Origin of the sequence: Aquabacterium humicola, from assembly GCF_030167915.1 — a bacterium.
Classification (GTDB): domain Bacteria; phylum Pseudomonadota; class Gammaproteobacteria; order Burkholderiales; family Burkholderiaceae_C; genus Pseudaquabacterium; species Pseudaquabacterium humicola.
In genome coordinates this window covers 491823-515355 of record NZ_JARGNB010000003.1, presented here as the reverse complement: position 1 = coordinate 515355, position 23533 = coordinate 491823, and the positions used below count along the sequence as shown (strand labels likewise).

Below are 23533 nucleotides of genomic sequence, written 5' to 3'. Positions count from 1 at the left end.
CGCCATGCCGCTCGACGACACCACGATCGACAGCCTGCGCCGGCAGCTCGATGCCCGCGAGGCCGAGCTGCAGCGCGAGGTGCGCGAGGTCGACGCCGATGACGACGCGCCGAGCAAGAACCCGCACAACCAGGTCGAGGACGCCGGCGAACTGGGCGAGCAGGAACGCCGCGAGACCGTGCGCCACGCCGAGCGCGAGCGCGACATCGAGGAGCTGCGCCAGATCGAGGCGGCGCGCCAGCGCATCGCGCAGGGCAGCTACGGCGAATGCATCGACTGCGGCCGCGACATCCCGCTGGCGCGGCTGCAGGTGCAGCCCTGGAGTGCCCGCTGCGCGCCGTGCCAGACGCAGGCCGAGAAGCACCCTCCGACGGCCCAGGCGTCCAGCGTGCCGCGCGCGCGGCCTTGATCGGCGTTCGGGCGACCTTCGCCCGATGAACGGGCTGTGCGACGGAGTTAGGCGGGTGTCGAGCACCTCGGCGATGCGCGCTGCAGCCTCCTGCACACGCCCCTCGGAGCCGCTGCTTGCATTGCAGCGCCCAACCCCTAGACTGCGCGAACGCCACCCCACCCCTCCGGCAGTCGACCGAGGCGCGGTGCCGACACCATGCGTGATCGTCCAACCGCCGCCTCCGTTGCGAGGTACGACCTGCTGGCTCGCGAACTCGAGCAACAGATCGCCGCCGGGGTGCTGCGCCCCGGGGATCGCCTGCCTTCCGTGCGCCAGGCTTGTGCCAGCCGGGGCTTGAGCCCGAGCACGGTCTTCCAGGCCTACTACCAGCTCGAATCCCGTGGCCTGGTTCGCGCGGCACCCAGGTCGGGTTACTTCGTCACCGCACGTGCCGACGGCGTGCTGCTCGCCGAGCCGCAAACTTCGCAGCCCCAGTCCGGGTCCCAGCCCGTCGAGATCAACGACCTGATCTACGCGTGCCTTGGCGCCGCGCGCGCTCGCGACATCGTGCCCTTCGGTTCCGCGTTTCCGAGCCCCACGCTGTTTCCTCTCGATCGATTGCGCCGCGCGCTGGTTTCGAGCACACGGCGGCTCGAACCCTGGAGCATGGTCGAGGACCTGCCGCCAGGCAACCTGCGCCTGAAGCGTGAGATTGCCAAGCGCTACCTGCGTCAGGGTCTGGCCGTGCCCACCGACGAGATCGTGCTGACCCACGGCGCGATGGAGGCGTTGAACCTGTGCCTGAACGCGGTGACCAGGCCGGGTGATGCGGTGGTGGTCGAGTCACCGACCTTCTACGTGGCGCTGCAGGCGCTGCAGCGCCTGGGCCTGCGCGCCATCGAGGTGCCGACCCATGTGCGCGAGGGCATCGATCTCGGCCGCCTGGCAGAGGTGGTCGAGCTCTACCGCCCAAAGGCGTGCTGGCTGATGACGACGTTCCAGAACCCGCTCGGCAGCCTGATGCCCGAGACGAAGAAGCGCGACCTCGTCGACCTGCTCGCCCGCCACGAGCTGCCGCTGATCGAAGACGACGTGTATTCCGAGCTCTACGAAGTCAACGCGGCACCGCTGCCAGCCAAGGCCTACGACCGTCGCGGCCTGGTGCTGCACTGCTCGTCGTTCTCGAAGTGCCTGGCCCCTGGCTACCGCGTCGGCTGGGCCGCACCCGGGCGGTGGGCACGCGAGGTCGAACGGCTGAAGCTGATGACGAGCCTGTCCGGATCGATCCCGGTGCAGGCGGCGCTGGCCGAGTATCTGCAGGAAGGCGGCTACGACCGCCACCTGCGCAGCCTGCGCCAGTCTCTGCAAGTGCAGCGCGACAGCCTCTTCGACGCCGTGAACCGGCACTTTCCGGACGGAACGCGGGTGGTGCGGCCGGCGGGCGGCTACTTCGTGTGGGTCGAAATGCCCGCCGGGGTCGACGCGATGGCGCTGCACCGTGCCGCGCTGGCACAACGCATCAGCCTGGCCCCGGGGCCGATGTTCTCGGCGCGTGCCGAGTTCCAGCACCACATCCGGCTGACCTGCGGCCAGCCCTGGGACGCGACGCTCGAACGCGCCACGCGCACACTGGCGCGGCTGGTCGACGACGCAGCACGCTCAGGCACAACTGCGCAAGCATCGATCTGATCCGGTCTCCCGGGCCCGCAACTGCTCACGCCGTCACTCCAGGCTGCCCGGCAGAGTGCGGGCATGTCGATATTCACGCCGCCCCGCCCATGCCCCACCGCCACGCCGCGCTGAAGTTGGTGGCGGCCAACCCCGAGCCACCCAACGTCGAAAGCGCCCTGCATGAGGTTCTGGACCGGCTGGGGCCTTCCATCTTCGCCGGCCTGCTCGACACCGAGGGTGTGCTGCGCTATGCCAACCGGGCGGCGCTGCAGGCCATCGGCAGCACGCTGGAGCAAGTGGTCGGCACGCCCTTCGAGTCCACCCCCTGGTGGCAGGCCTGCGAGCCGTCGCAGCGGCGGCTGAAGCAGGCGCTGGCAAGCGCCTTGCGCGGTGAGGCCTCTCGCTTCGACGTGCGCCTGGCCACCAGCAGTGGCGCGATGCTGGCGATGGATTTCTCGCTGCTGCCGCTCTACGGCGCAGACGGCCAGGTGGCCTGGCTGATCCCGTCGGCGCGCGACGTGACCGAACGGGAGCAGGCACAAAACCAGCTGTTGCTGACCCGCCATGCCGTCGAACAGGCCAACGACGCGTTGTTGCAGGTCGGGCCCGACGGCGCCTTTCGCGATGCCAATGCGGCTGCCTGCCGGCTGCTCGGCCTGGAACGCGAGCAGCTGCTGCGGCTGCGGGTGCCCGACATCGACACGCAGATCGACGACGCGCAGTGGCCGGATCGCTGGCGCGAGTTGTACGAACGCGGCTGCTTGCGTTTCGAGACCAGCGTCCGCCACCAGGAGGGCCACGAGATTCCGGTCGATGTCTCCGTCAGCTTCGTCACGAGCGACGGTGAGATCTTCGCCCATGTCTGCATCGACGATCTGCGCGAACGCCGCGCCGCGGAGCGCCGCATCCGGCAGCTGCAGCAGTTCGACGAACTCACCGGGCTGCCGAACCGCCAGTTGCTGTTCGAACGGCTGGGCGCGACCTTGCAGACCAGCACCCAGACCGCGGTGCTGGTGCTGGAGCTCGACCGCTTCAAGCGCATCAACGACGGCCTCGGCCATCACATTGGCGATGCGGTGCTGCGCGAGGCGGCCGAGCGCATCGCCGCCACCGTGCGCAGCACCGACCTGGTGGCGCGCCGTGGCGGCGACGAGTTCGTGATCGTGATGCCGGCCCCGTCGGTGCCGGCGCTGCACACGGCGCAGGCCCTGCTGGAAGGCATCGCCCGACCGATGTCGATCGAGGGGCACGAAATCCACGTCACCTGCAGCATCGGCATCGCCGCGGCACCCGCTGACGGCGACCGCTCCGACATCCTGCTGCGCCGCGCCAACTCCGCGCTGCACCAGGCCAGGCTGCTGGGCCGCAACCAGGTCAGCGTCTATGCCGGCGCGCCGCATGACGACGACCCCGAACGGCTGGCGCTGGAGGCCGCGCTGCGCCATGCCGTGCGCGACGAGCAGCTCGATCTGCACTACCAGCCGCAGATCGATCTCGTGCATGGCCGCATCGTCGGCGTCGAAGCCTTGCTGCGCTGGCAGCACCCGACGCTGGGTCGCATCGCGCCGGATCGCTTCATCCCGATCGCCGAAGAGACCGGCCTGATCGTCGTCCTCGGCGACTGGGTGCTGCGGCGCGCCATCGAGCAGGCAGCGGCCTGGCAGCGTGCGGGGCTGCCACCGCTGCGCATGGCGGTCAACCTGTCGGCGCGCCAGCTGCTGCAGCCGGACCTCGCGCGGCGCATCGAAGGCCTGCTCGCCGCGGCCGGCCTCGACCCGCGACTGTTCGGTGTCGAGGTCACCGAGAGCATGCTGATCGCCAACTTCGATCAGGCGGTGCAGCAGCTTCGATCGCTGCGTGCGCTCGGCGTCGAGATCTCGCTCGACGACTTCGGCACCGGCTACTCGAGCCTGAGCTACCTGCGCCGGCTGCCGGTGGACGTGGTCAAGATCGACCGCTCGCTGGTGCCCGACGTCACCGCGCCGGCGGCGGACGTGTCGATCACGCGCGCCATCATCACGATGGCGCACCAGCTGCAGATGAAGGTGCTCGCCGAGGGCGTCGAGAGCGAAGGCCAGGCGGCGCTGCTGGCGGCCAACCAGTGCGACCAGATGCAGGGCTACTGGTTCAGCGCCGCACTGCCGGCGCCAGCGCTCGAGGCGATGCTGCGCGATGGCCGGCAGATCGATCCGGCGCTCCTGGGCCGGCGGTCGCGGCAGCGCACCCTGCTGCTGGTCGACGACGAAGAGAACATCCTCGCTGCGCTGCGCCGGCTGCTGCGTGCCGAAGGCTGGCTGGTGCTCAGTGCCACCAGCGCCGAGCAGGCGCTGCAGCTGATGGCACGGCACGAGGTCGACGTGATCCTGTCCGACCAGCGCATGCCGGGCATGACCGGCGTCGAGCTGCTGCGCCGGGCGAAGGCGCTGTACCCGGACACGATCCGGCTGGTGCTGTCGGGCTACACCGAGCTGCAGTCGATCACCGACGCGATCAACGAGGGGGCGATCTACAAGTTCCTCGCCAAGCCCTGGGATGACGAGCAGCTGCGGGCCCACCTGCGCGAAGCCTTCGGGTTGAAGGAGATGGGCGACCAGAACCGCCGCCTCGACCGCGAAGTGCAGGTCGCCAACCGGGAACTGGCCGAGCTGAACGGGCGGCTGCAGTCGCTGCTGAGCGCACAGCGCGAACAGAACCAGCGCGAGGTCGGCAGCCGCGAGGCGGCGCAGGAACTGCTGGATGCCGTGCCGGTGCCCGTGTTCGGCATCGACGACGAAGGCCTGCTGGTGTTCGCCAACGCACCGGCCCAGGCGCTGTGCGGACGGGGGGGAGACTTGCTGGGTGCGCCTGCGACCGAGCAGCTGCCGCAGGCCTTGCGGCAGGCGCTGCAGGGCGATCCCATGCTGGTCACGCTGGCGGAGCGCCGCTGGTGGGCGATGAGCCGGGTCTTGAACGGCAACGCCCGCGGCCGCCTGCTGGTGCTGCTGCCGCAAGCCGGGGCTTCGACGTGAGCGCCCCGGCCGTTCCCGACACGCCACCGGTGGTGCCGGTGGCGCTGACGCACCTGTTTCGCCACAGCCTGCGCGACGGGCGCGTGCATCCGCTGCTGCATGTCCTGCAGCGCTATCGCCAGGAGCCGCCGCGATGACCTCACCCACTCCCTCACGAAGGAACTCCCGATGAAACACCTCAGCCGCCTGAAGATCGGCCCCCGGCTGATGCTGGGATTTGCCAGCGTGCTCGCATTGACCTTGGTCATGGGCATCTTCTCGATCGTCAGCCTGGGCAAGGTCAACGATGCGACGGGCGAGTTGGCGACCAACTGGCTGCCCGCCACGCGGCTGCTGGGGAAGTTCGGCCAGCAGATCGCCACCGTGCGACGCGTCGAAGCCCGCTACATCATGACCAACAGACCGGAAATGGCCGCAGCCCAGATCCAGCGGGTCGAGGAAGTCCTGGGGATGGCCGATGTGACATGGAGGCAATACCTCAAGACCATCACGACGGCGGACGAGAAGCAGCTTGCCGGCGACATCGAAGCGGCGCTGGCGAGCTACAGCACCGCCGTCAAGACGCTGGTTGCGATGAACCGCTCGGACCCGGGCTTCTTCGACGCGGGCCGGACCCACTACGACATCACCTCGCGCCCAGCCTTCGATGCCCTCTCGAAGGCCCTCGACGCCGACATCGAGTTTCAGATCAAGCGCGGCGATGAAGCGTATGCGAGCTCGCAAGAGGTGTTTGCCAGCACCCGAAACGCGGTGATCGGTCTGCTGGTTGCCGCACTGGGCATCGGTGCCGCGTTGGCTCTGTTCCTCACGCGTTCAATCACCGAGCCGATTGCAAGGGCGGTGAAGGTGGCCGAGACCGTGGCCGCCGGCGACCTGACGTCCGACGTGCGCGTCCACAGCACCGACGAAACGGGGCAACTGCTGGCGGCACTCAAGAAGATGAACGACAGCCTGGTGTCCATCGTCAGCCAGGTCCGGGGCAGCTCGGACTCGATCGCGACCGGCTCGACGCAGATCGCCACCGGCAACGCCGACCTCAGCCAGCGCACCGAGGAGCAGGCCAGCAACCTGCAGCAGACGGCAGCATCGATGGAAGAGCTCACCGTCACGGTCAAGCAGAACGCCGATACCGCGCGCCAGGCCACCCAACTCGCCGGCAGCGCGTCGGATGCAGCGGCTGAGGGTGGGCGCGTGGTCGGTCGGGTCGTCGCCACGATGGACGACATCGCCCAGTCGTCGCGCAAGATCGCCGACATCATCGGCGTCATCGACGGCATTGCCTTCCAGACCAACATCCTGGCGCTGAACGCAGCTGTCGAAGCGGCGCGCGCAGGTGAACAGGGACGCGGCTTCGCCGTTGTCGCGAGCGAGGTCCGAAGCCTCGCGCAGCGCTCCGCAGGCGCGGCCAAGGAGATCAAGACGCTCATCAGCGAGAGCGTCGACAAGGTCGAGAGTGGCTCCAGGCTTGTCGACGAGGCCGGTCAGTCCATGGCCAACATCGTGAATCAGGTCAAACGCGTCAACGACCTCATCGGCGAGATCAGCTCGGCGAGCATGGAGCAGAGCACCGGCATCGGCCAGATCGGCGACGCAGTGATGCAGCTGGATCAGGTCACGCAGCAGAACGCCGCGCTCGTCGAGGAAAGTGCCGCGGCTGCGGAGAGCCTGAAGCACCAGGCCGGGCGGCTGGCCCGGATGGTCTCCGTGTTCCGGCTCTCGGGCAGTGCCCAGGACACGATCGTTCCCGCCGCTGCCGCGACTTCGCGGCCGACGGCGACCGCAGGCAGCGCCATCGCCAGGAATCGCTCCGATGACCACGGCCCTTCGGCAGATTGACCGCGACGAGCTGCTCGCCGCGCTGCGCGACCTGCCCCCGCTGCCTTCGGTCGTGCTCGAACTGGTCGAGTCGCTCGGCCACGAGGAGCTCAGCGCCGCGCAGTACGCGGCCAAGATCTCGCGCGACCAGGCATTGGCCGCCAAGACGCTGCGGCTGGCCAACTCCTCGTTCTACGGGCGCGGCCGGCAGGTGCGATCGGTGGCGGAGGCGATCGGCGTGCTGGGCCTGCGCACCGTGCGCGGTGTCGTCACGGCGGCCGGTCTGTCCGGCAGCTTTCGGCGGCACCCCGGCTTCGACCACGACGCCTTCTGGCGCCACTCGATCGGCAGTGCCCTGTGCGCTCAGACGCTGGCCGGTGAACTGCGGCGGGAAGACGCCGACATGGCGTTCACGGTCGGGCTGCTGCACGACATCGGCCGGCTGGCGCTGGCCAGCGCGTTTGCGCCGGCCTATGCCGAGGCCGACCGGTGGCGGCGCGACAAGGACTGCCCCGCCTCCGAAGCCGAGCGCGCCGTGCTCGGCATCGATCACGCCGAGGTCGGCGGGCTGATCGCACGGCAGTGGAACTTCGCACCGGCCATCGTCGATGCCATCCGCGAGCACCACGCACCTGCGGCCGACGCCGGGCTCACGCTGACGGGCATCGCCCATGTGGCCGACGCCATCGCCCACGCCCTCGGCCTGGCCGGTGACCCGGACGAGGCGGTGCCGACGCTGGTGCTGCCGGTCTGGGCCGCCTGCCGCCTGGACGACGCCGCCTGCATGCGGGTGTTTGCGCAGACCGAGGTGCAGTTCCAGACCCTCTGCGAAACGCTGCTTCACTGAAGGCCATGACCGATTCCGAACTCATCTCGCTTCAGCGCGCGAACGAGGACCTGCGCGCGCTCAATCAAAGCCTGCGCAGCGCGCAGGACCAGCTGCTGCAGTCCGAACGGCTGGCATCGATCGGGCAGCTCGCCGCCGGCGTGGCGCACGAGATCAACAACCCGATCGGCTATGTGTTCTCGAACTTCGGCACGCTGGAAGCCTATCTCCTGCGCCTGTTCGAGATGCTCGAAGCCTACGAGCAGGCCGAGACGGCCCTGGCCGACAGCGCCATCGCGGCCCGGCTCGCGGCCTTGCGTGCGCGGGTCGAGCTCGACTACCTGAAGCAGGACATCCCGATGCTGATGGGCGAATCGAAGGAAGGCCTGTCGCGCGTGCGCAAGATCGTCCAGGACCTGAAGGACTTCTCGCGTGTCGACACCCACCAGGAGTGGGTCTGGGCCTCGCTGCACCAGGGCATCGACTCGACGCTGAACATCGTCGCCAACGAGATCAAGTACCGGGCCGACGTGAAGCGCGAGTACGGCGCCCTGCCCGACATCGAATGCCTGCCGTCGGAGCTGAACCAGGTGTTCCTGAACCTGCTCGTCAACGCGGCCCATGCGATCGGCCCGGAGCGCGGCCTGATCGTCGTGCGCAGCGGCGACGCCGGCGACAAGGTCTGGGTCGAGGTCGAGGACAACGGCAGCGGCATCGCGCCCGAACACCTGGCGCGCATCTTCGACCCCTTCTTCACCACCAAGCCGATCGGCCGCGGCACCGGCCTCGGCCTGTCGCTGTCCTACGGCGTCGTTCAGAAGCACCAGGGCCGCATCGACGTGCGCAGCGAACCGGGCCGCGGCTCGTGCTTCCGCGTCACGCTGCCGGTGCGGCGCGCGGTGGCCGAAGGGGCTGCGACATGACGGCGGCCAACCCGGCCTGGACCCTGCTGGCCGTCGACGACGAGCCGAACATCCTGGCCGCGCTGCGGCGGCTGTTCCGCCCCACGGGCTGGCGCATCCTGACGGCCGGGCATGCCGAAGAGGCGCTGGCGCTGCTCGCCGCCGAACCCGTCGACGCCGTCCTGTCGGACATGCGCATGCCGGGCATGGACGGCGTGCAGCTGCTCGAACGCATCAGCCAGGGCTGGCCGCGTACCGCCAGGCTGCTGCTGACGGGCCAGGCCGACCTGGGCTCGACGATCGCCGCCATCAACCGCGGCCGGCTGCACCGCTACATCACCAAGCCGTGGAACGACGACGAGCTGCTGCTGACGCTGCGCCAGGTCGCCGAGCGGCAGGCGCTCGAAGCCGACAAGCAGGCGCTGGAGCGGCTGACGCAACAGCAGAACGACGAGCTGAAGGCGCTGAACGCGGGGCTGGAGGCCCGCGTGGCCTTGCGCACGGAGGAGCTGGCCGCCGCCAACGACCGGCTCAAGCGCAACTACCTGACCTCGATCAAGGCCTTCACCGCGCTGATCGAGCTGCGTGGCAGCGCCCAGGTCGGCCATGCGCGCCAGGTTGCCGAGCTGGCGCGGCGCATCGGGCAGGCGATGACGCTGGATGCCGGCACCGCGCACGATCTGGCGATTGCCGCGCTGCTGCACGACATCGGCCACATCGGCCTCAGCGATGCGCTGCTGGCGCGGCCGCTGAACCGGCTCGACGGCGACGAACTGCGCCGCTACCGGCTGCACCCGGTGCTCGGCGAGCAGGCGTTGCTGGCCAGCGACGACATGCAGGGCGTCGCCCCGCTGATCCGCGCGCACCACGAGCGCTGGGACGGGCAGGGGTTCCCCGACGGCCTGCGCGGCGCGGCGATCCCGCTCGGTGCCCGCATCCTCGCGGTGGCCGACGCCTTCGAGGACCTGCGCAGCGGCCGCATCGACGGGCAGGCCCTGAGCACGCCCGATGCCCGCCGCACGGTGCTCGCCGGGCGGGGCAGCCAGTTCGACCCAACGGTCGTCGATGCCTTCGCGAGCCTGTTCTCGGCCGCGCCCCTCCAGCCGAGCGTGAAGACACTGCGGCTGCGCACCTTGGAGCTGCACGACGGCCAGACCCTGATGCGGGACTTCGTGTCCCCGGAGGGCGTGCTGCTGCTGTCGGCTGGCCAGCGGCTGAACGACGACCTGATCGGCCGCATCCGCACCTTCGAGCGCAAGCACGGTCTGGCACTGACGCTGGACGTTCAGATGCCGCAGGAGGGCGGCCGGTGAAGCGCCTGCTGATCGTCGACGACGAGACACCGGTGCTGCACGCCCTGCGCCGGATGCTGCTGCGGCACTTCAGGCCGCAGCAGCTCGACGTGGAGGTCTGCGCCGACCCGCTGCAGGCCTTGCAGCGTCTGCAGCAGGCGCGCTTCGACGTGCTGATCAGCGACTACCGCATGCCGCAGCTGGACGGCGTGACGCTGCTTGCCCACGCCAGGGAGCTGGACCCGCGCACGGTGCGCATGATGCTCAGCGCAGCGGCCGACTTCGGCACCGTGCTGGCCGCGGTGAATCGGGCCGGCGTCTTCCGCTACATCCCGAAGCCGTGGAGCGAGCCGCAGCTGGTGGCAGACCTGGGTGCCGCACTGGCCTTCGACCCCTGCGCCGTCCCGAGCGCCGACGAGCTGGAACGGCGCCGGCTCGAGGCGCTGGAGCCTGGCATCACGCAGGTCGAATGGGGCCCGAATGGCGAGGTGCTGATGCCAGGCCACCTGCCGACGCGCCCCGGCGAGTTGTGAGCCAGCCGCGGCGCAGGCACCGCACCCCTTGGGTGAACCATTCAACGCATGGAAAGTGTCGGCGTTTCCCTGTCAGGGCGCAGAATGCGCGTCAACCAGGGCCGGGAGAGCGCCATGCCGTCACCTCGTCGAAGCTCGGTCCCGTTGCTCCAGGAAACGCGCGAGCATTGGCCGCTGATGAACCACTACGAGCGATTCGAGCACGTGGTCGCATTCATCCTGAGCCTGATCATCGCCGTGGTCATCGCGCTCGCCATGCTCCAGTTGCTCGCGCGCGTGGTGCCCGTGCTGCTCAGCGGCGCGATCGATCCGCTGGACCACGAAGTATTTCAAGGCTTGTTCGGGATGATCATGACCTTGCTGATCGCGCTCGAATTCAAGCATTCAATCATTCGGGTGGCGCTGCGCCGCGAGAGCATCGTTCAGGTCAAGACGGTGGTGCTGATCGCACTACTGGCCCTGTCGAGGAAATTCATCGTTCTGGACAGCAAGGCCACTGGCGCGGAGACCATTGCCGCACTGGCATTTGCCACGCTGGTTCTGGGCGTCGTCTACTGGCTGCTTCGCGAGCGCGAGGATCGCCTGTCACCATAGATCCACTTTTCCATGGAGCAAGATCATGAAGATGCGGCGAGTCAGCACAGGTCACAACGCAGCGGGCAGGGCGATCGTTGTGAGCGATACCGAAGTCGAGCCCGACACGATCGCTGCAATGCGAGGCTCCGAGTTCCACAAGCTTTGGGGCGCAGACAGTCCGCAAAGCTTCCCGGACGATGGCTCGCAGCCGGTGGCGCCGGCCTACTTCCCGCCGCTGGGCGGCTATCGTTTTGGCATGTTCACACTCATGCCGCAGACCGCCTCTCAACCTGAAGGCGACCCGCGAACACACATGAATGAATTCAAGGCAAGGTTGCCGGGGCTGGCCGCACACATGGAGCACAACGCGCAAGGCATGCACACGAGCGACACGGTTGACTTCGAATACATCGTCTCAGGCGAGGTCTGGCTGGAGCTGGATGACGGCGCTTCGGTGCTCCTTCGTGCCGGCGACACCGTGGTGCAGAACGGCACCCGCCACGTTTGGAGAAACAAGAGCGCCGAGCCATGCCAGGTCGTTACGTTCATGGTGGGCGTGACTCGCCATCCTTCCGGAATGGAGATCGCGCGCTTGTCACGGTCCAGAGCCAGTGGCGCGGGTGCCTGACCGCCCGAGGGTTACTTCAGCACCGACGGCAGCCAGGTGGAGATGGCCGGCACGTAGCTGATGATGAGCACATCGAGTGTCAGCACGGCCAGGTACAGGCACACCGGCCGTGTCAGCTGGCTCATGCGCAGGTTGGCCACCTTGCAGGCGACCACCAGGTTCACGGCCACCGGCGGCGTCAGCATGCCGATCGCGACGTTCACGATCATGATGATGCCGAAGTGGGTCGGGTCGATGCCGAAGGTCGCGGCCACGGGCGCGAGGATCGGCGCCACCAGGATGATCGTCACCAGCGCCTCCAGCAGCGTGCCGACCACGAACAGCAGCACGTTCACCAGCAGCATGAACACGATCGGGTTGGTCGAGAACGACCCGATCGCCTTGCCCAGGTTCTGCGGCACCTGCTCGATCGCCAGCACGTAGCCGAAGATGGCGGCATAACCGACGATCAGCATGATCAGCGATGTGGCGACCATCGACTTCGAGAAGATCGGCAGCAGGTCGCTCCACTTCAGCTCGCGGTAGACGAACTTGCCGACGGCGAAGCCGTACACCACGGCGATCACCGATGCCTCGGTCGGCGTGAACAGCCCGGTGTAGATGCCGCCGAGGATGATGACGGGCATCAGCAGCGCCCAGAAGGCGTCGACGAAGGCCTTCCGCAGCTGCGACAGCCATTCGCGGCCCGACACGACCGGCACCAGGTCGAAGCCCTTCCAGCGCGCCACGACGACGATCGTCGCGACGAGCGACAGGCCGATCATCAGCCCGGGAAGGAAGCCTGCGATGAACAGGCTGCCGATCGACACGTTGGCCACCAGGCCGTAGACGACCATCGGGATCGACGGCGGAATGATGACGCCGAGTTCACCGGCGGCGGCGCAGGTCGCGGCGGCGAACGGCTTGGGATAGCCCTTCTTCTCCATCGCCGGGATCAGCGTGGAGCCGATGGCCGCGGTGGTGGCGGACGACGAACCGGAGATCGTCGCGAAGAACATCGATGCCAGCACCGACGCCGAGCCCAGCCCGCCGCGGAACCAGCCGACCAGTGCATTGGCCAGCGCGATCAGGCGGCGCGAGATGCCGCCGGTCTGCATCAGGCTGCCGGCCAGGATGAAGAAGGGCACGGCCATCAGCGCGAACGAGTCCAGCGCCTCGTAGACCGACTGGGCCAGGTTGACGACCGGAATGCCTTTCACGTACAGCGCGATCAGCGAGGCGAAACCGAGACAGACCGCGACCGGGACGCTGAAGAACAGCAGGACGACGACGGCGATGAGCAATGCGGTGATCATGATCTTCAGGCCTTTCGCTCGGCGAGCGCCAGTTCGGCGTCGTGCAACGCCTCTTCCATCTCGTAGTCGATGACCTCGAGGATGTCCTTCTTCTCCAGCACGGTCTCCAGCAGCAGCACCACCGCGTTGACGATGGTCAGGGCCGCGCCGACCGACATCGACGAATAGACCCACAGCATCGGCACGCCGAGCACGGGCGCCGTCTCGGACTGGCCGAACTCGGCCCATTGCAGGCCGACGTAGAAGATGCAGCCGTAGAACACCAGCGCCATCCCGTGGGCGGTGAACTTGATGGCGCGCCCGGCGACCGCCGGCACGGCCTGCACCAGCGCCTCGACCGCCAGCGCATCGGCACGGCGGGCGACGATGGCCGCGCCGATGAAGATCGCCCAGATCATCAGGTAGCGCGAGAGCTCTTCGGTCCACGGGACGCTGAACTGGATGTTGAGCTTCGCGAACACGAAGCGAACCAGCACCTGCACGAAGATCAGGAGGGTCATCGCGGCGAGGGCGATTCCGACCAGGACCTCCAAGGCCTTGTTGGCCTTGTCGACGATCCGGATGAGCGACCGCATGGAGCCTCCATGTGTGTGTGAGAACGACCGGCGGATGCTAGGAGTTGCCTCCCGCGTCCGTTAGGACGAATCCGCGTTCTTCTTGCACTTTCTGCCGCGGCGCGGCTTTCGGCACCCCGGCAGCTCATCCGTGCGCCGGCGAATGTCCGGCCAGAAAGTCCAAGCATTGCGCCGAACCGTCCTAACGCCTGGCGGGCCCCGGTTCCTACATTCACTCACCCCCACCGATCACTGATCAGGAGACTTCGTGAAAACCATCCTCCAAGCAAGCTTGACCGCCATCGCCTTCGCTGTGCTGCCCGTGCATGCCCAGACGCTCGAGCTCAACGTCGGGCACACGCTGGCGCCGGACAGCCACTACCAGGTGGCCACGACCCGCATGGCCGAGCTGGCCGCGAAGAAGTCGAATGGCCAGATCAAGATCAATGTCTTTCCCCAGTCGCAGCTGGGCGGCGAGGTCAAGATGATCCAGGCCGCGCGCACCGGTGGGCTCGACATGTTCATCACCGCGCAGGCGCCGCTGGTCAACACCGTCAAGGCCTACAGCCTGTTCGACATGCCTTACCTGTTCGACAGCGTCGACCAGGCCAACAAGGTGCTGTCGGGCCCGGTCGGCAAGGAATTCCTCGACATGCTGCCCAAGTACAACCTGGTCGGCCTGGGCTTCCTGTCGGTGATGGAGCGCAACGTGTTCTCGTCCAAGCCGATCAACAGTGGCGCCGACATGGCGGGCATGAAGCTGCGCGTGATGCAGTCGCCGGGCTACGTGAAGGCCTACGAATCGTTCGGCGCGCAGCCGACCCCGATGGCCTATGGCGATGTCTACATGTCCCTGCAGCAGGGCGTGGTCGACGGTGCGGACACGTCGCCCGACCAGTTCGTGATGGACAAGTTCGTCGAAGTCTCGAAGTTCTACAACCTGACCAAGGTGCACTACCTGCCCGCGCTGCTGATCGTCAGCAAGCCGAAGTGGGACAAGCTGACGCCGCAGCAGCAGGCCATCGTGAAGTCGTCGGCCGACGAGGCGCTGGCCGACAGCCGCGCGTACTACAAGAAGTCCTATGCCGACTCGATCGAGCGCATGAAGAAGGCCGGCGTGACCGTGGTCGAGCCGAACCTGGCGCCGATGAAGCAGACCAGCAGCAAGGTGGATGCGGACCTGCTGGCGAACATCCCGGACGGCAAGAAGCTGTACGACAAGGTCCAGGCCGCGAAGAAGGGCTGAGGGAACCCGCCATGGTCAAGCGCCCCCACATGGACTGCTACGCGATCGGCGACCACGCCGAGTTCGCGAAGACGGTGACCGACTTCGACGTCTATGGATTCGCCGGCATCGTCGGTGATTTCTTCGGCGTGCACGTCAACGAGGAATACGCCAAGACCACGCGCTTCGAGCGTCGCATTGCGCAAGGCGCGTTGTCGGTCGGATTCCTTTCCACGGTCATGGGATTGATGGCCGCGAAGGCGCCGAACCCGGGCGCCGTGTCGTACCGCTACGACATCACCTTCAAGGCGCCGGTCTACATCGGCGACACGGTGACGGCCCGCCTGCAGTTGGCCGAGAAGGACGAGGAGCGCAACACCTGCGTCTTCGCCGCGACGGTGACCAACCAGGCCGGCACCGTGGTGGCCAGCGGCACGACCTACCTGAAGGTGCTGTGACGTGACCGAGCCGATGTTGCTGACGGAACGGGTGGGCGCGGTGCGCCTGCTCACCATCAATCGCCCCGACAAGCTGAACGCCTTCGCGCCCGGCCTGCTGGGGCTGATGGACGCCGCGCTGGACGCCGCCCATGCGGACGCGGACACGCGGGTGGTGGTGATCACCGGTGCCGGCGCGCGCTCGTTCGTCGCCGGCAACGACGTGGCTTCACTGGCCGCGCTGGACCCGGTGGCGGCCTACCGCGACATGGAGGCCGGCCACCGCCTGATGCAGCGCCTGCACGAATTCGCCAAGCCCACCATCGCCATGGTCAATGGCTATGCGCTGGGTGGCGGCTTCGAGCTGGCGCTGGCCTGCGACTTCATCGTCGCTTCCAGCACCGCGCGCTTCGGCTTTCCGGAGATCGCGCTCGACACCATGCCCGGCTGGGGCGGCACACAGCTCGCCGTCGTGAAGATGGGCCTGGCGCGCGCCAAGGAAATGGTGCTGACGGGCCGCCACTACAAGGTGGATGAATGCCGCGAGTTCGGCTTCATCACCCGCGTGGCGGAGCCGGCAGCGCTGCGTGACGAGACCCTGGCGCTGGCCGAGTCGCTGGCCGGGCACCACCCCTTCGCGCTGGAGATGGCCAAGCGCGCGGTCAATCGCGCTGCCGAGTTGCCGCTGCAGGCCGGCCTGGCCTTCGAGGCGACCAGCTACGCATTGAACTTCGGCACGCCGCATGCGCGTGCCGGCTTCCACCGATTCCTGAGCAAGTGAGACCGTGATGGCGCATTGGCTGAACGACGAACACACGATGATCCGCGACGCGGTGCGCCGCTTTGCCGAGGACCACGTGGCCCCGATTTCCGAGCGGCTGTGGGAAGAAGAGGGCTTTCCGTACGAGACCTGGAAACAGGCGGCGGAACTGGGCTTCACCGGCCTGCCGTATCCCGAGGCGTATGCCGGCGGCGGCGGCTCGTGGCTGTCGTTCGTCATCGTGCTGGAAGAACTGGCGCGGGTGGATTGCGCCATTGCCAATTCATTGATGGCCAATTCATCGGTGGCGAGCCTGCTGTCCAATTACGGCACCGATGCGCAGAAGCGCCAATTCCTGCGCCCCATTCTCGACGGCACGCGCATCGGCGCCATCGGCCTGACCGAGCCCAATGCCGGTTCGGATGCCGCGAACATCTGCACCAAGGCGACGCTGGACGGCGATGAATGGGTCATCGACGGCGCCAAGACCTTCATCAGCAACACGGGCACGCGGATCACCGGACCGGTGGTGATCGCCGCCGTGACCGGCGCCCGCCCGGACGGTCGCAAGGAGATCTCCAGCTTCATCGTGCCCACCGGCACGCCGGGCTTCGGCACCGGCCGCAAGCTGAAGAAGATCGGCTGGCGCGCGTCGGCGACGCACGAGCTGTTCTTCGAAGGCTGTCGCATTCCGGCTGCGAACCTGCTGGGCGAGCGCGGCGCGGGCCTGCGCCAGACGCTGGCGCAGATCAGCACCGGCCGCATCCTGATCGGCGCGCTGGGCCTCGGCATCCTGCAAGGCTCGATCGACCGCTCGATCGCCTACATGAAGGAGCGGCGCGCCTTCGGCAAGCCGCTGACCGAATTCCAGGCGCTGCAGTTCAAGGTGGCCGACATGGCCACGCATGCGCACGCCGCGCGGCTGATGCTGTACGACGCCGCCGCCCGCAAGGACGCGGGCCAGCGCTTCGACCAGCAGGCCTCGATGGCCAAGCTGTTCACCACCGAACGCGCGATGGAAGCGGCCCACCAGGCAGTGCAGATCCATGGCGGCTACGGAATCATCAGCGAGTACCCGGTGTCGCGCGCATTCGGCGACGCCAAGGTGCTGGAGATCGTCGAGGGCACCTCCGAGATCCAGCGAATGATCATTTCGCGAGAGCTTCTCGCGGGATGACCCACCCCCGAAGCGCCTTCGGCGCCTCCCCCTCAAGGGGGCGACGCCAGTGGACCGGCAAAGCCGGATCCACGGCGTCCGCTTGATAGTCCATACGACCAAGGAAGAACATCATGCTCGAAGGCGTCAAAGTCCTCAGCTTCACCCACTTCCTGCAGGGCCCGTCGGCCGTGCAGATGCTGGCCGACGTCGGCGCCGACGTCATCAAGATCGAGCCACCGCAGGGCGCCTTCGAGCGCGGCTGGGCCGGCTTCGACGCGTTCGCCGAGGGCGTGTCCATCTTCTTCCTGCTGGGCAACCGCAACCAGCGCGGCATTCAACTGGACCTTCGCCATGAGAAGGCGAAGGAGATCGTGCGCCGCCTGGTCGCAGAAGCCGACGTGCTGGTCGAGAACTACCGCCCGGGCGTGATGGCCAAGCTGGGTTTCGGCTACGAGCAGGTCAAGCTGCTCAATCCGCGCCTGGTGTATTGCTCCTGCACGGGTTACGGCTCCACCGGTCCCTACCAGAAGCGTCCGGGACAGGACCTGCTGCTGCAGGCGATGAGCGGCATGGCGATGTTGTCGGGCGATGGTGAATCGGCGCCGACGCCGGTCGGCTCGGCCGTGGTCGACCAGCATGCCGCGGTGTTGGCCGCTTTCGGCGTCGTCGCTGCGCTGCAGGAACGCGAGCGCACCGGCCAGGGCCGCATGGTCGAGAGCAACCTGCTGAATGCGGCGCTCGACCTGCAGATCGAGCCCTTCACCTATTACCTGAACAAGGGGCCGCTGTGGAAGCGCAGCAGCCCGGCCATGGGCAGCCGGTTCCATCCGGCACCCTACGGCGTGTACCGCACGGCCGACGGCTGGATCGCGCTCTCGCTGACCACGACGGCCAAGCTGGCGGCCGCGCTGGACCGCCCCGACCTGGCGAAGTACGACCACCCGAAGGACCCCGTGCGCCACCGCGAGCAGATCCACGCCATCGTCTGCGAAGCGCTGCGCCAGCGCAGCACGGCAGCGGTGATGGAGGCCTTCGACGCGCAGGACATCTGGTTCGCCCCGGTCAACGACTACCAAGAGGTCGAGGCCGATCCGCAGGTCCGGCACAACGAGATCATCGTCACCATCGACCACCCGGACGCCGGCGCGGTGAAGCTGATGGCGCACCCGGTGCGCTACGACGGCAAGGCGCCGCCGGTGCGCCGGCTGCCGCCGCGGCCGGGCGAGCATACCCGCGAGGTGCTGGTCGAGGCCGGCTATTCCGATCACGAGATCGACGCGCTCGTGAGCGAAGGCGCGGCCATGGCACACGGGGAGGCGAAGCGATGACCGCCACGATCGAGGTGCTGACCTTCGACGACGTGCCGATCGGGCGCAAGCACACGATCGCACGCACCATCAGCGCGGCCGACGTCGATGCCTTCGCGCATTTGTCGGGCGACCTGAATCCGCTGCACATGGACGAGGAATTCGCCAGGCGCACGCCGTTCAAGCGCCGTGTGGTGCACGGCATGCTGACCGGCGCGCTGGTGTCCACCACGCACACGCAGCTGACCGGTCCGGGCTTCGCCTACGTCGGCCAGGAACTGCGCTTCATGGGCCCGGTGTTCATCGGCGACACGCTGAACGTGGAAGTGACGGTGGTCGGGAAGAAGCCGGCCAAGCGCATCCTGATTCTCGACACCATGGTGCGCAAGCAGAGCGGCGATGCCGTGCTCGTCGGCCTGTCGGCGCTGAAGGAACTGCGGTTTGCCTGATGCCCGCCGCGAGGCCCGCCGCGAGCGCTGGATCGTCGCGCTGCTGCTCTACACGGTCGGCATCTGGGGTGCGAACGTCGTCATGATGAAGATGATGACCGAGCACTTCCACACCGTGCACCTGTCGGCCATCCGCATGGCCGCCGCATTCGTCTGCATCGCGGCGATCTGCAAGGCCACCGGCCGGCACATTCCGCGCCCCACGCGCAGCCAGCTGGGCTGGGTGGCCGCCGCCGGCGCGCTGATGATCTATGCGCACCAACTGATGTTGACCCAGGGCCTGGCCTGGTCCACCGCCACCAACGGCGCGCTGGCGCTCAGCCTGAACCCGCTGCTGTCGGTGCTGCTGGGCGCGCTGCTGTTCGGCGAGCGGCTGCGCCTGGCCGGCGCGGCGGGCGTGCTGCTCGGCCTGGTCGGTGCGGCCATCGTCGTGCTGAGCCGCAGCGGCGTGGACCTGCGCTTCAACGGCGCCGGCGACGCGCTGCTGATCTGCGCGATGGTGGTCTACGTGGCCGCAGGCGCGTGCATCCGGCGCGTGACGGACAGCCTGCATCCGCTGGTCATCGGCTACTGGATGCACTTGATCGGCGCCGCGATGCTCATCGCCCACGCTGCGTTCACACCCGCGTTCTGGGACAGCGAGGCCTGGTTCCCGGGCATCGCGCCGTGGGTGCTGATCGCGGTGTCTGCGCTGTGCTCGACGGCGCTGGGCAACCTGGCGTGGAACTACGGCATCTCGCGGCTCGGGCTGGGCCGCACGTCGATGTTCATCAATCTGCTGCCGATCTCGGGCCTGGCTTGTGCGGCGCTCTTCCTCGGCGAAGTGCTGCGGCCGGAGCACGCCATCGGCTTTGCGCTGGTGCTGTGCGGCACCTGGCTGGCGGTGCGCAAACGCGCGACGCCGCCGCCTCCTTCTCCCTCCTGAGGACTGAATCGAATGAAATCCACTGGCATTCAATGGACCGGCGTCTTTCCCGCAGTGACCACGCAGATGCGCGAAGACGGCACGCTGGACCTGGAGGCGACGCGGCGCTGCGTCGAGCGGCTCATCGCCGGCGGTGTCAGCGGCCTGGTGATGATGGGCATGGTCGGCGAGAACAGCTCGCTGCGGTCCGACGAAAAGCTGCAGGTGCTGCAGGCGGGCCTGGAAGCGGCCGCCGGCCGCGTGCCCGTGCTGTCCGGCGTGGCCGAATTCACCACCGCCGCCGCGGCCGCCTACGCCCGCGACTGCGAGCGCATCGGCGCGCAGGGGCTGATGCTGTTCCCGGCCATCGGCTACAAGAGCGACGCCGACGAGACCGTGGCGCACTACCGCAGCGTGGCCGGCGCCAGCGGCCTGGCCGTGCTCATCTACAACAACCCGGTCGGCTACGGCGTGGACGTGACGCCCGAAGTGCTGGCGCGGCTGGCCGATTGCCCGACGCTGGTCGCGATCAAGGAAGAGTCGTACGACGTTCGCCGCGTCACCGACATCCACAACCTGCTCGGCGATCGCTATGCCGTCGTCTGCGGCGTGGACGACCTGGTGCTGGAGAGTGCCGTGCTGGGTGTGACCGCCTGGGTGTCCGGCATGGCCAACGTCTACCCCGAAGCGTCGACGCGCCTGCTGCAGCTGGCCGCGCGCGGCGACTGGGAGAAGGCGCGTTCGCTGTACCGCGTGCTGACGCCGCTGTTCCACCTGGACACCGAGGTGAAACTGGTGCAGTACATCAAGCTCGCCGGCCAGTTGAAAGGCCAGGGCCGCGAATGGGTGCGTGCCCCGCGCCTGCCGCTGGTGGGTGAGCAGCGCCAGCGGGTGGAGCGCATCGTCGCGGAGACTGACCGCCGCTTGGCCACGCTGGCCGATTGAGACATTTCTGGAGCACACACGATGGAAACGACCGTCCCCTTGAGCAGCGCCGACTTCCTGCCGGCCGATGGCTTCACCGGCACGCTGGTGGGCCGCGCCTGGGTTCCCGGCGCCACCGCCGGCCCGTCCGTGGTTGCGTTCCGCAGCGACGGCGTCTTCGACCTGAGTGACACGGTCGCGACCATGTCGGGCCTGCTCGAGCGCGACGACCCCGCCGCGCTGGTGCGCGGCTGCGCCGGGCGGCGCATCGGCGGGCTCGACGAGATCCTCGACAACACCGCACGCGCCCGGCGCGACCCGCAACGGCCGTGGCTGCTGGCGCCGTGCGACCTGCAGGTGGTGAAGGCGGCCGGCGTGACCTTTGCCGCCAGCCTGCTGGAGCGCGTGATCGAGGAGCGCGCGGGCGGCGACCCCGCGAAGGCGCAGGTCATCCGGGGCCGCGTACAAGACGCGATAGGCACCGACCTGAAGGCGGTGCGCCCCGGCTCGGCGCAGGCCATGCAGCTGAAGGCGGTGCTGGTCGAGCAGGGCATGTGGTCGCAGTACCTCGAGGTCGGCATCGGCCCCGACGCGGAAGTCTTCACCAAGGCCCCGGTGCTGTCCGCCGTGGGCACCGGCGTCGAGATCGGCATCCACCCCGCATCCGTCTGGAACAACCCCGAGCCCGAAGTGGTGCTGGCCGTCGACAGCCGCGGCCGCATCGCCGGCGCGGCGCTGGGCAACGACGTGAACCTGCGCGACGTGGAAGGGCGCAGCGCCCTGCTGCTGGGCAAGGCGAAGGACAACAACGCCTCGTGCGCCATCGGGCCCTTCATCCGCCTGTTCGACGACAGCTTCTCGCTCGACGACCTGCGCCGGGAAGACGTGGCGCTGGCCGTGCAGGGCAGCGACGGCTTCGTGATGGCCGGCGGCAGCACGATGCGCGAGATCAGCCGCGACCCGCAGGACCTGGCCGATCAGACACTGGGCGCCAACCACCAGTACCCCGACGGCTTCATGCTGTTCCTGGGCACGCTGTTCGCGCCGGTCCAGGACCGCGATGCGCCGGGCCGCGGCTTCACCCACCACCTGGGCGACGTGGTCACCATCCGCAGCCGCCACCTCGGCGTGCTGCGCAACCGCGTCAACACCTCGGACCGGGTCGCCCCCTGGGACTTCGGCCTGCGCGCCTTCATCGCCAACCTCGCTGCCCGCGGCCTGCTGACCGACGGCCGGCTCTGACTGGATACCTGACATGCAAATGACCGGACACATGCTGATCGGCGGCGAGGCCGTGTTCGGCCTCGACGCCACCCTGCACGCGCTGCACGCCGTCACCGGCGAGCGCCTGCCGCCGCAATTCGGCGGGGGCGGTGCGACCGAGGTCGACCGCGCCTGCAAGCTGGCGGCCGCCGCTTTCGACAGCTTTCGCGAGACCACGCTGTCGCAGCGCGCCGACTTCCTCGAAGCGATCGGGCAAGGCCTGGTCGACCTCGGCCCGGCCCTGATCGAGCGCGCGGTGGCCGAGAGCGGCCTGCCGCAGGCGCGACTCGAAGGCGAGCGTGCCCGCACCGTGGGCCAGCTGAAGCTGTTCGCACAGGTGGTGCGCGACGGCCGCTGGCTGGACGTGACGATCGACCCCGCGCTGCCCGACCGCGCGCCGATGCCGCGGCCCGACCTGCGGCTGCGCAACATCGCGATCGGCCCGGTCGCGGTGTTCGGTGCCAGCAACTTTCCGCTCGCGTTTTCCGTCGCCGGCGGCGACACCGCCTCGGCCCTGGCCGCCGGCTGCCCCGTGGTGGTCAAGGCCCACCCCGGTCACCTTGGCACCTCGGAGCTGGTGGGCCGCGTGATCCAGGCCGCGGTGCGCGCCGCCGGCCTGCACCCGGGCGTGTTCTCGCTGCTGGTCGGTGAAGGCAATGCGATCGGCCAGGCGCTGGTGCAGCATCCGGCCATCCAGGCGGTCGGCTTCACCGGCTCGCGCCACGGGGGCCTGGCGCTGTGCCGCATCGCCGTGGCCCGGCCGCAGCCCATTCCCGTGTACGCCGAGATGAGCAGCATCAACCCGATGTTCCTGCTGCCTGCCGCGCTGTCACGGCGCGCGGACACGCTGGCGCGGGGCTATGTCGATTCGCTGGTGCTCGGAGCGGGCCAGTTCTGCACCAACCCCGGCCTGGCCATCGGCATCGCTGGCCCCGAGCTCGACCGCTTCGCGGCGCTGGCGGCCGAGGCGCTGGCAGCGAAGGAGGCGGCCGTGATGCTCACCGCCGGCATCCATGGCGCCTATTGCACCGGTGTTGAACGGCTGGCCGGCGTGCCGGGTGTGCGCAGCCTGGCGCGCGGTCGCACGTCGGACCAGCGCAGCCACGCGCAGCCGGCGCTGTTCGCCGCCGATGCCAGCCGCCTGCTGGCCGAGCCGGCGCTGCAGGACGAGGTGTTCGGCCCCAGCGGCCTGGTGGTCGCCTGCCGCGACTTCGACGACATGCTGCTGCTGGCCGAGCGGCTGGAAGGCCAGCTGACCGCCACGCTGCAGATCGACGCCGAAGACCACGATGCGGCCCGCCGCCTGCTGCCGGTGCTGGAACGCAAGGCCGGCCGCATCCTGGCCAATGGCTTTCCGACCGGCGTGGAGGTGGCGCAGGCCATGGTGCACGGAGGGCCATTCCCGGCCACGTCCGACCCGCGCAGCACGTCGGTCGGTGCACGGGCCATCGAGCGATTCCTGCGGCCGGTGTGCTACCAGTCATTGCCGCCAGACCTGCTTCCACCGGCCTTGGCCGACGGCAATCCGTGGACGCTGCCGCGACTGGTGGACGGAAAGGTGGAAGTGAACTGACTTCCGAGGGAAACAAAGGGCATTCGGGCCGTCGGAAACGG

23 protein-coding genes are annotated in these 23533 nt (G+C 68.5%); 21 read left to right on the top strand and 2 right to left on the bottom strand.

The annotated features are described in order from the left end of the window. The first annotated feature begins 4 nt into the window (after window positions 1–4). From P1K89_RS18470 to P1K89_RS18420, 11 genes are all read left to right on the top strand, one after another. Window positions 5–409 carry a TraR/DksA family transcriptional regulator gene (locus P1K89_RS18470; protein WP_284617955.1) on the top strand — a complete coding sequence of 135 codons (405 nt, stop codon included), beginning with the start codon at window positions 5–7 and terminating at the stop codon, window positions 407–409. Between the two features lie 198 nt (window positions 410–607). Then, complete coding sequence (locus tag P1K89_RS18465; RefSeq protein ID WP_284617954.1) at window positions 608–2080, top strand: aminotransferase-like domain-containing protein; 1473 nt, start codon at window positions 608–610, stop codon at window positions 2078–2080. 89 nt (window positions 2081–2169) lie between these two features. Further along, entirely contained in the window at window positions 2170–5070 is a 2901-nt protein-coding gene (locus tag P1K89_RS18460; RefSeq protein WP_284617953.1) for an EAL domain-containing protein, read from the top strand. After that, the gene (locus P1K89_RS18455; protein ID WP_284617952.1) at window positions 5067–5207 is read left to right on the top strand and encodes a hypothetical protein; all 141 of its coding nucleotides are present in this window, start codon (window positions 5067–5069) and stop codon (window positions 5205–5207) included. The genes P1K89_RS18460 and P1K89_RS18455 overlap by 4 nt, the downstream gene beginning before the upstream one ends. A 31-nt stretch (window positions 5208–5238) precedes the next feature. Then, window positions 5239–6906, top strand: coding sequence for a methyl-accepting chemotaxis protein (locus P1K89_RS18450; RefSeq protein WP_284617951.1), 1668 nt, complete (start codon window positions 5239–5241; stop codon window positions 6904–6906). Further along, window positions 6881–7732: an HDOD domain-containing protein gene (locus P1K89_RS18445; protein WP_284617950.1), complete on the top strand. Its 852-nt coding sequence runs from the start codon at window positions 6881–6883 to the stop codon at window positions 7730–7732. Before P1K89_RS18450 ends, P1K89_RS18445 begins: the two co-directional genes overlap by 26 nt. A gap of 5 nt (window positions 7733–7737) precedes the next feature. Further along, the gene (locus tag P1K89_RS18440; protein WP_284617949.1) at window positions 7738–8634 is read left to right on the top strand and encodes an ATP-binding protein; all 897 of its coding nucleotides are present in this window, start codon (window positions 7738–7740) and stop codon (window positions 8632–8634) included. Beyond that, entirely contained in the window at window positions 8631–9926 is a 1296-nt protein-coding gene (nosR, locus tag P1K89_RS18435) for a response regulator c-di-GMP phosphodiesterase, NosR family (RefSeq protein WP_284617948.1), read from the top strand. The genes P1K89_RS18440 and nosR overlap by 4 nt, the downstream gene beginning before the upstream one ends. Next, the gene (locus tag P1K89_RS18430; protein ID WP_284617947.1) at window positions 9923–10438 is read left to right on the top strand and encodes a response regulator; all 516 of its coding nucleotides are present in this window, start codon (window positions 9923–9925) and stop codon (window positions 10436–10438) included. Before nosR ends, P1K89_RS18430 begins: the two co-directional genes overlap by 4 nt. Before the next feature lie 177 nt (window positions 10439–10615). Further along, entirely contained in the window at window positions 10616–11032 is a 417-nt protein-coding gene (locus tag P1K89_RS18425; protein ID WP_439898005.1) for a phosphate-starvation-inducible PsiE family protein, read from the top strand. A 25-nt stretch (window positions 11033–11057) separates the two neighbouring features. After that, window positions 11058–11642, top strand: coding sequence for a cupin domain-containing protein (locus tag P1K89_RS18420; protein WP_284617946.1), 585 nt, complete (start codon window positions 11058–11060; stop codon window positions 11640–11642). Window positions 11643–11653: 11 nt separating this feature from the next. Here P1K89_RS18420 and P1K89_RS18415 read toward each other — a convergent pair whose 3' ends face one another. Both P1K89_RS18415 and P1K89_RS18410 read right to left on the bottom strand, forming a co-directional pair. Further along, complete coding sequence (locus P1K89_RS18415) at window positions 11654–12937, bottom strand: TRAP transporter large permease (RefSeq protein ID WP_284617945.1); 1284 nt, start codon at window positions 12935–12937, stop codon at window positions 11654–11656. Window positions 12938–12942: 5 nt separating this feature from the next. Then, a complete protein-coding gene (locus P1K89_RS18410) occupies window positions 12943–13512 on the bottom strand; it encodes a TRAP transporter small permease (protein ID WP_284617944.1) in 570 nt (189 codons plus the stop codon). Window positions 13513–13759: 247 nt separating this feature from the next. Between P1K89_RS18410 and P1K89_RS18405 the strand changes: the two genes are divergently transcribed. The 10 genes from P1K89_RS18405 to P1K89_RS18360 all read left to right on the top strand — a co-directional run bounded on the left by P1K89_RS18405 (window position 13760) and on the right by P1K89_RS18360 (window position 23492). Then, entirely contained in the window at window positions 13760–14737 is a 978-nt protein-coding gene (locus tag P1K89_RS18405) for a TRAP transporter substrate-binding protein (RefSeq protein WP_284617943.1), read from the top strand. Between the two features lie 11 nt (window positions 14738–14748). Continuing rightward, on the top strand, window positions 14749–15174 hold the full coding sequence (locus P1K89_RS18400) for a MaoC family dehydratase (RefSeq protein ID WP_284617942.1): 426 nt from the start codon (window positions 14749–14751) through the stop codon (window positions 15172–15174). Between the two features lies 1 nt (window position 15175). Further along, complete coding sequence (locus tag P1K89_RS18395) at window positions 15176–15934, top strand: enoyl-CoA hydratase/isomerase family protein (RefSeq protein ID WP_284617941.1); 759 nt, start codon at window positions 15176–15178, stop codon at window positions 15932–15934. A gap of 7 nt (window positions 15935–15941) precedes the next feature. Beyond that, the gene (locus tag P1K89_RS18390; protein ID WP_284617940.1) at window positions 15942–17090 is read left to right on the top strand and encodes an acyl-CoA dehydrogenase family protein; all 1149 of its coding nucleotides are present in this window, start codon (window positions 15942–15944) and stop codon (window positions 17088–17090) included. 113 nt (window positions 17091–17203) lie between these two features. Beyond that, window positions 17204–18400: a CaiB/BaiF CoA transferase family protein gene (locus tag P1K89_RS18385; protein ID WP_284617939.1), complete on the top strand. Its 1197-nt coding sequence runs from the start codon at window positions 17204–17206 to the stop codon at window positions 18398–18400. Then, a complete protein-coding gene (locus P1K89_RS18380) occupies window positions 18397–18828 on the top strand; it encodes a MaoC family dehydratase (RefSeq protein ID WP_284617938.1) in 432 nt (143 codons plus the stop codon). The genes P1K89_RS18385 and P1K89_RS18380 overlap by 4 nt, the downstream gene beginning before the upstream one ends. After that, the gene (locus P1K89_RS18375) at window positions 18821–19753 is read left to right on the top strand and encodes a DMT family transporter (protein ID WP_284617937.1); all 933 of its coding nucleotides are present in this window, start codon (window positions 18821–18823) and stop codon (window positions 19751–19753) included. The genes P1K89_RS18380 and P1K89_RS18375 overlap by 8 nt, the downstream gene beginning before the upstream one ends. Before the next feature lie 12 nt (window positions 19754–19765). Further along, entirely contained in the window at window positions 19766–20677 is a 912-nt protein-coding gene (locus P1K89_RS18370) for a dihydrodipicolinate synthase family protein (RefSeq protein ID WP_284617936.1), read from the top strand. A gap of 21 nt (window positions 20678–20698) precedes the next feature. Then, the gene (locus P1K89_RS18365) at window positions 20699–21898 is read left to right on the top strand and encodes a fumarylacetoacetate hydrolase family protein (RefSeq protein WP_284617935.1); all 1200 of its coding nucleotides are present in this window, start codon (window positions 20699–20701) and stop codon (window positions 21896–21898) included. 13 nt (window positions 21899–21911) lie between these two features. Further along, the gene (locus P1K89_RS18360; RefSeq protein ID WP_284617934.1) at window positions 21912–23492 is read left to right on the top strand and encodes an aldehyde dehydrogenase (NADP(+)); all 1581 of its coding nucleotides are present in this window, start codon (window positions 21912–21914) and stop codon (window positions 23490–23492) included. Window positions 23493–23533 lie beyond the last annotated feature (41 nt).

What these genes read in the sequence shown, in the direction of transcription:
- P1K89_RS18420 (WP_284617946.1), top strand. Translation starts at nt 11,058, where the DNA reads ATGAAGATGCGGCGAGTCAGCACAGGTCACAACGCAGCGGGCAGGGCG.
- P1K89_RS18470 (WP_284617955.1), top strand. Translation starts at nt 5, where the DNA reads ATGCCGCTCGACGACACCACGATCGACAGCCTGCGCCGGCAGCTCGAT.
- P1K89_RS18400 (WP_284617942.1), top strand. Translation starts at nt 14,749, where the DNA reads ATGGTCAAGCGCCCCCACATGGACTGCTACGCGATCGGCGACCACGCC.
- P1K89_RS18370 (WP_284617936.1), top strand. Translation starts at nt 19,766, where the DNA reads ATGAAATCCACTGGCATTCAATGGACCGGCGTCTTTCCCGCAGTGACC.
- P1K89_RS18415 (WP_284617945.1), bottom strand. Translation starts at nt 12,937, where the DNA reads ATGATCACCGCATTGCTCATCGCCGTCGTCGTCCTGCTGTTCTTCAGC.
- P1K89_RS18385 (WP_284617939.1), top strand. Translation starts at nt 17,204, where the DNA reads ATGCTCGAAGGCGTCAAAGTCCTCAGCTTCACCCACTTCCTGCAGGGC.
- P1K89_RS18460 (WP_284617953.1), top strand. Translation starts at nt 2,170, where the DNA reads ATGCCCCACCGCCACGCCGCGCTGAAGTTGGTGGCGGCCAACCCCGAG.
- P1K89_RS18360 (WP_284617934.1), top strand. Translation starts at nt 21,912, where the DNA reads ATGCAAATGACCGGACACATGCTGATCGGCGGCGAGGCCGTGTTCGGC.
- P1K89_RS18425 (WP_439898005.1), top strand. Translation starts at nt 10,616, where the DNA reads ATGAACCACTACGAGCGATTCGAGCACGTGGTCGCATTCATCCTGAGC.
- P1K89_RS18410 (WP_284617944.1), bottom strand. Translation starts at nt 13,512, where the DNA reads ATGCGGTCGCTCATCCGGATCGTCGACAAGGCCAACAAGGCCTTGGAG.
- P1K89_RS18390 (WP_284617940.1), top strand. Translation starts at nt 15,942, where the DNA reads ATGGCGCATTGGCTGAACGACGAACACACGATGATCCGCGACGCGGTG.
- P1K89_RS18440 (WP_284617949.1), top strand. Translation starts at nt 7,738, where the DNA reads ATGACCGATTCCGAACTCATCTCGCTTCAGCGCGCGAACGAGGACCTG.
- P1K89_RS18365 (WP_284617935.1), top strand. Translation starts at nt 20,699, where the DNA reads ATGGAAACGACCGTCCCCTTGAGCAGCGCCGACTTCCTGCCGGCCGAT.
- P1K89_RS18465 (WP_284617954.1), top strand. Translation starts at nt 608, where the DNA reads ATGCGTGATCGTCCAACCGCCGCCTCCGTTGCGAGGTACGACCTGCTG.
- nosR (WP_284617948.1), top strand. Translation starts at nt 8,631, where the DNA reads ATGACGGCGGCCAACCCGGCCTGGACCCTGCTGGCCGTCGACGACGAG.
- P1K89_RS18445 (WP_284617950.1), top strand. Translation starts at nt 6,881, where the DNA reads ATGACCACGGCCCTTCGGCAGATTGACCGCGACGAGCTGCTCGCCGCG.
- P1K89_RS18450 (WP_284617951.1), top strand. Translation starts at nt 5,239, where the DNA reads ATGAAACACCTCAGCCGCCTGAAGATCGGCCCCCGGCTGATGCTGGGA.
- P1K89_RS18380 (WP_284617938.1), top strand. Translation starts at nt 18,397, where the DNA reads ATGACCGCCACGATCGAGGTGCTGACCTTCGACGACGTGCCGATCGGG.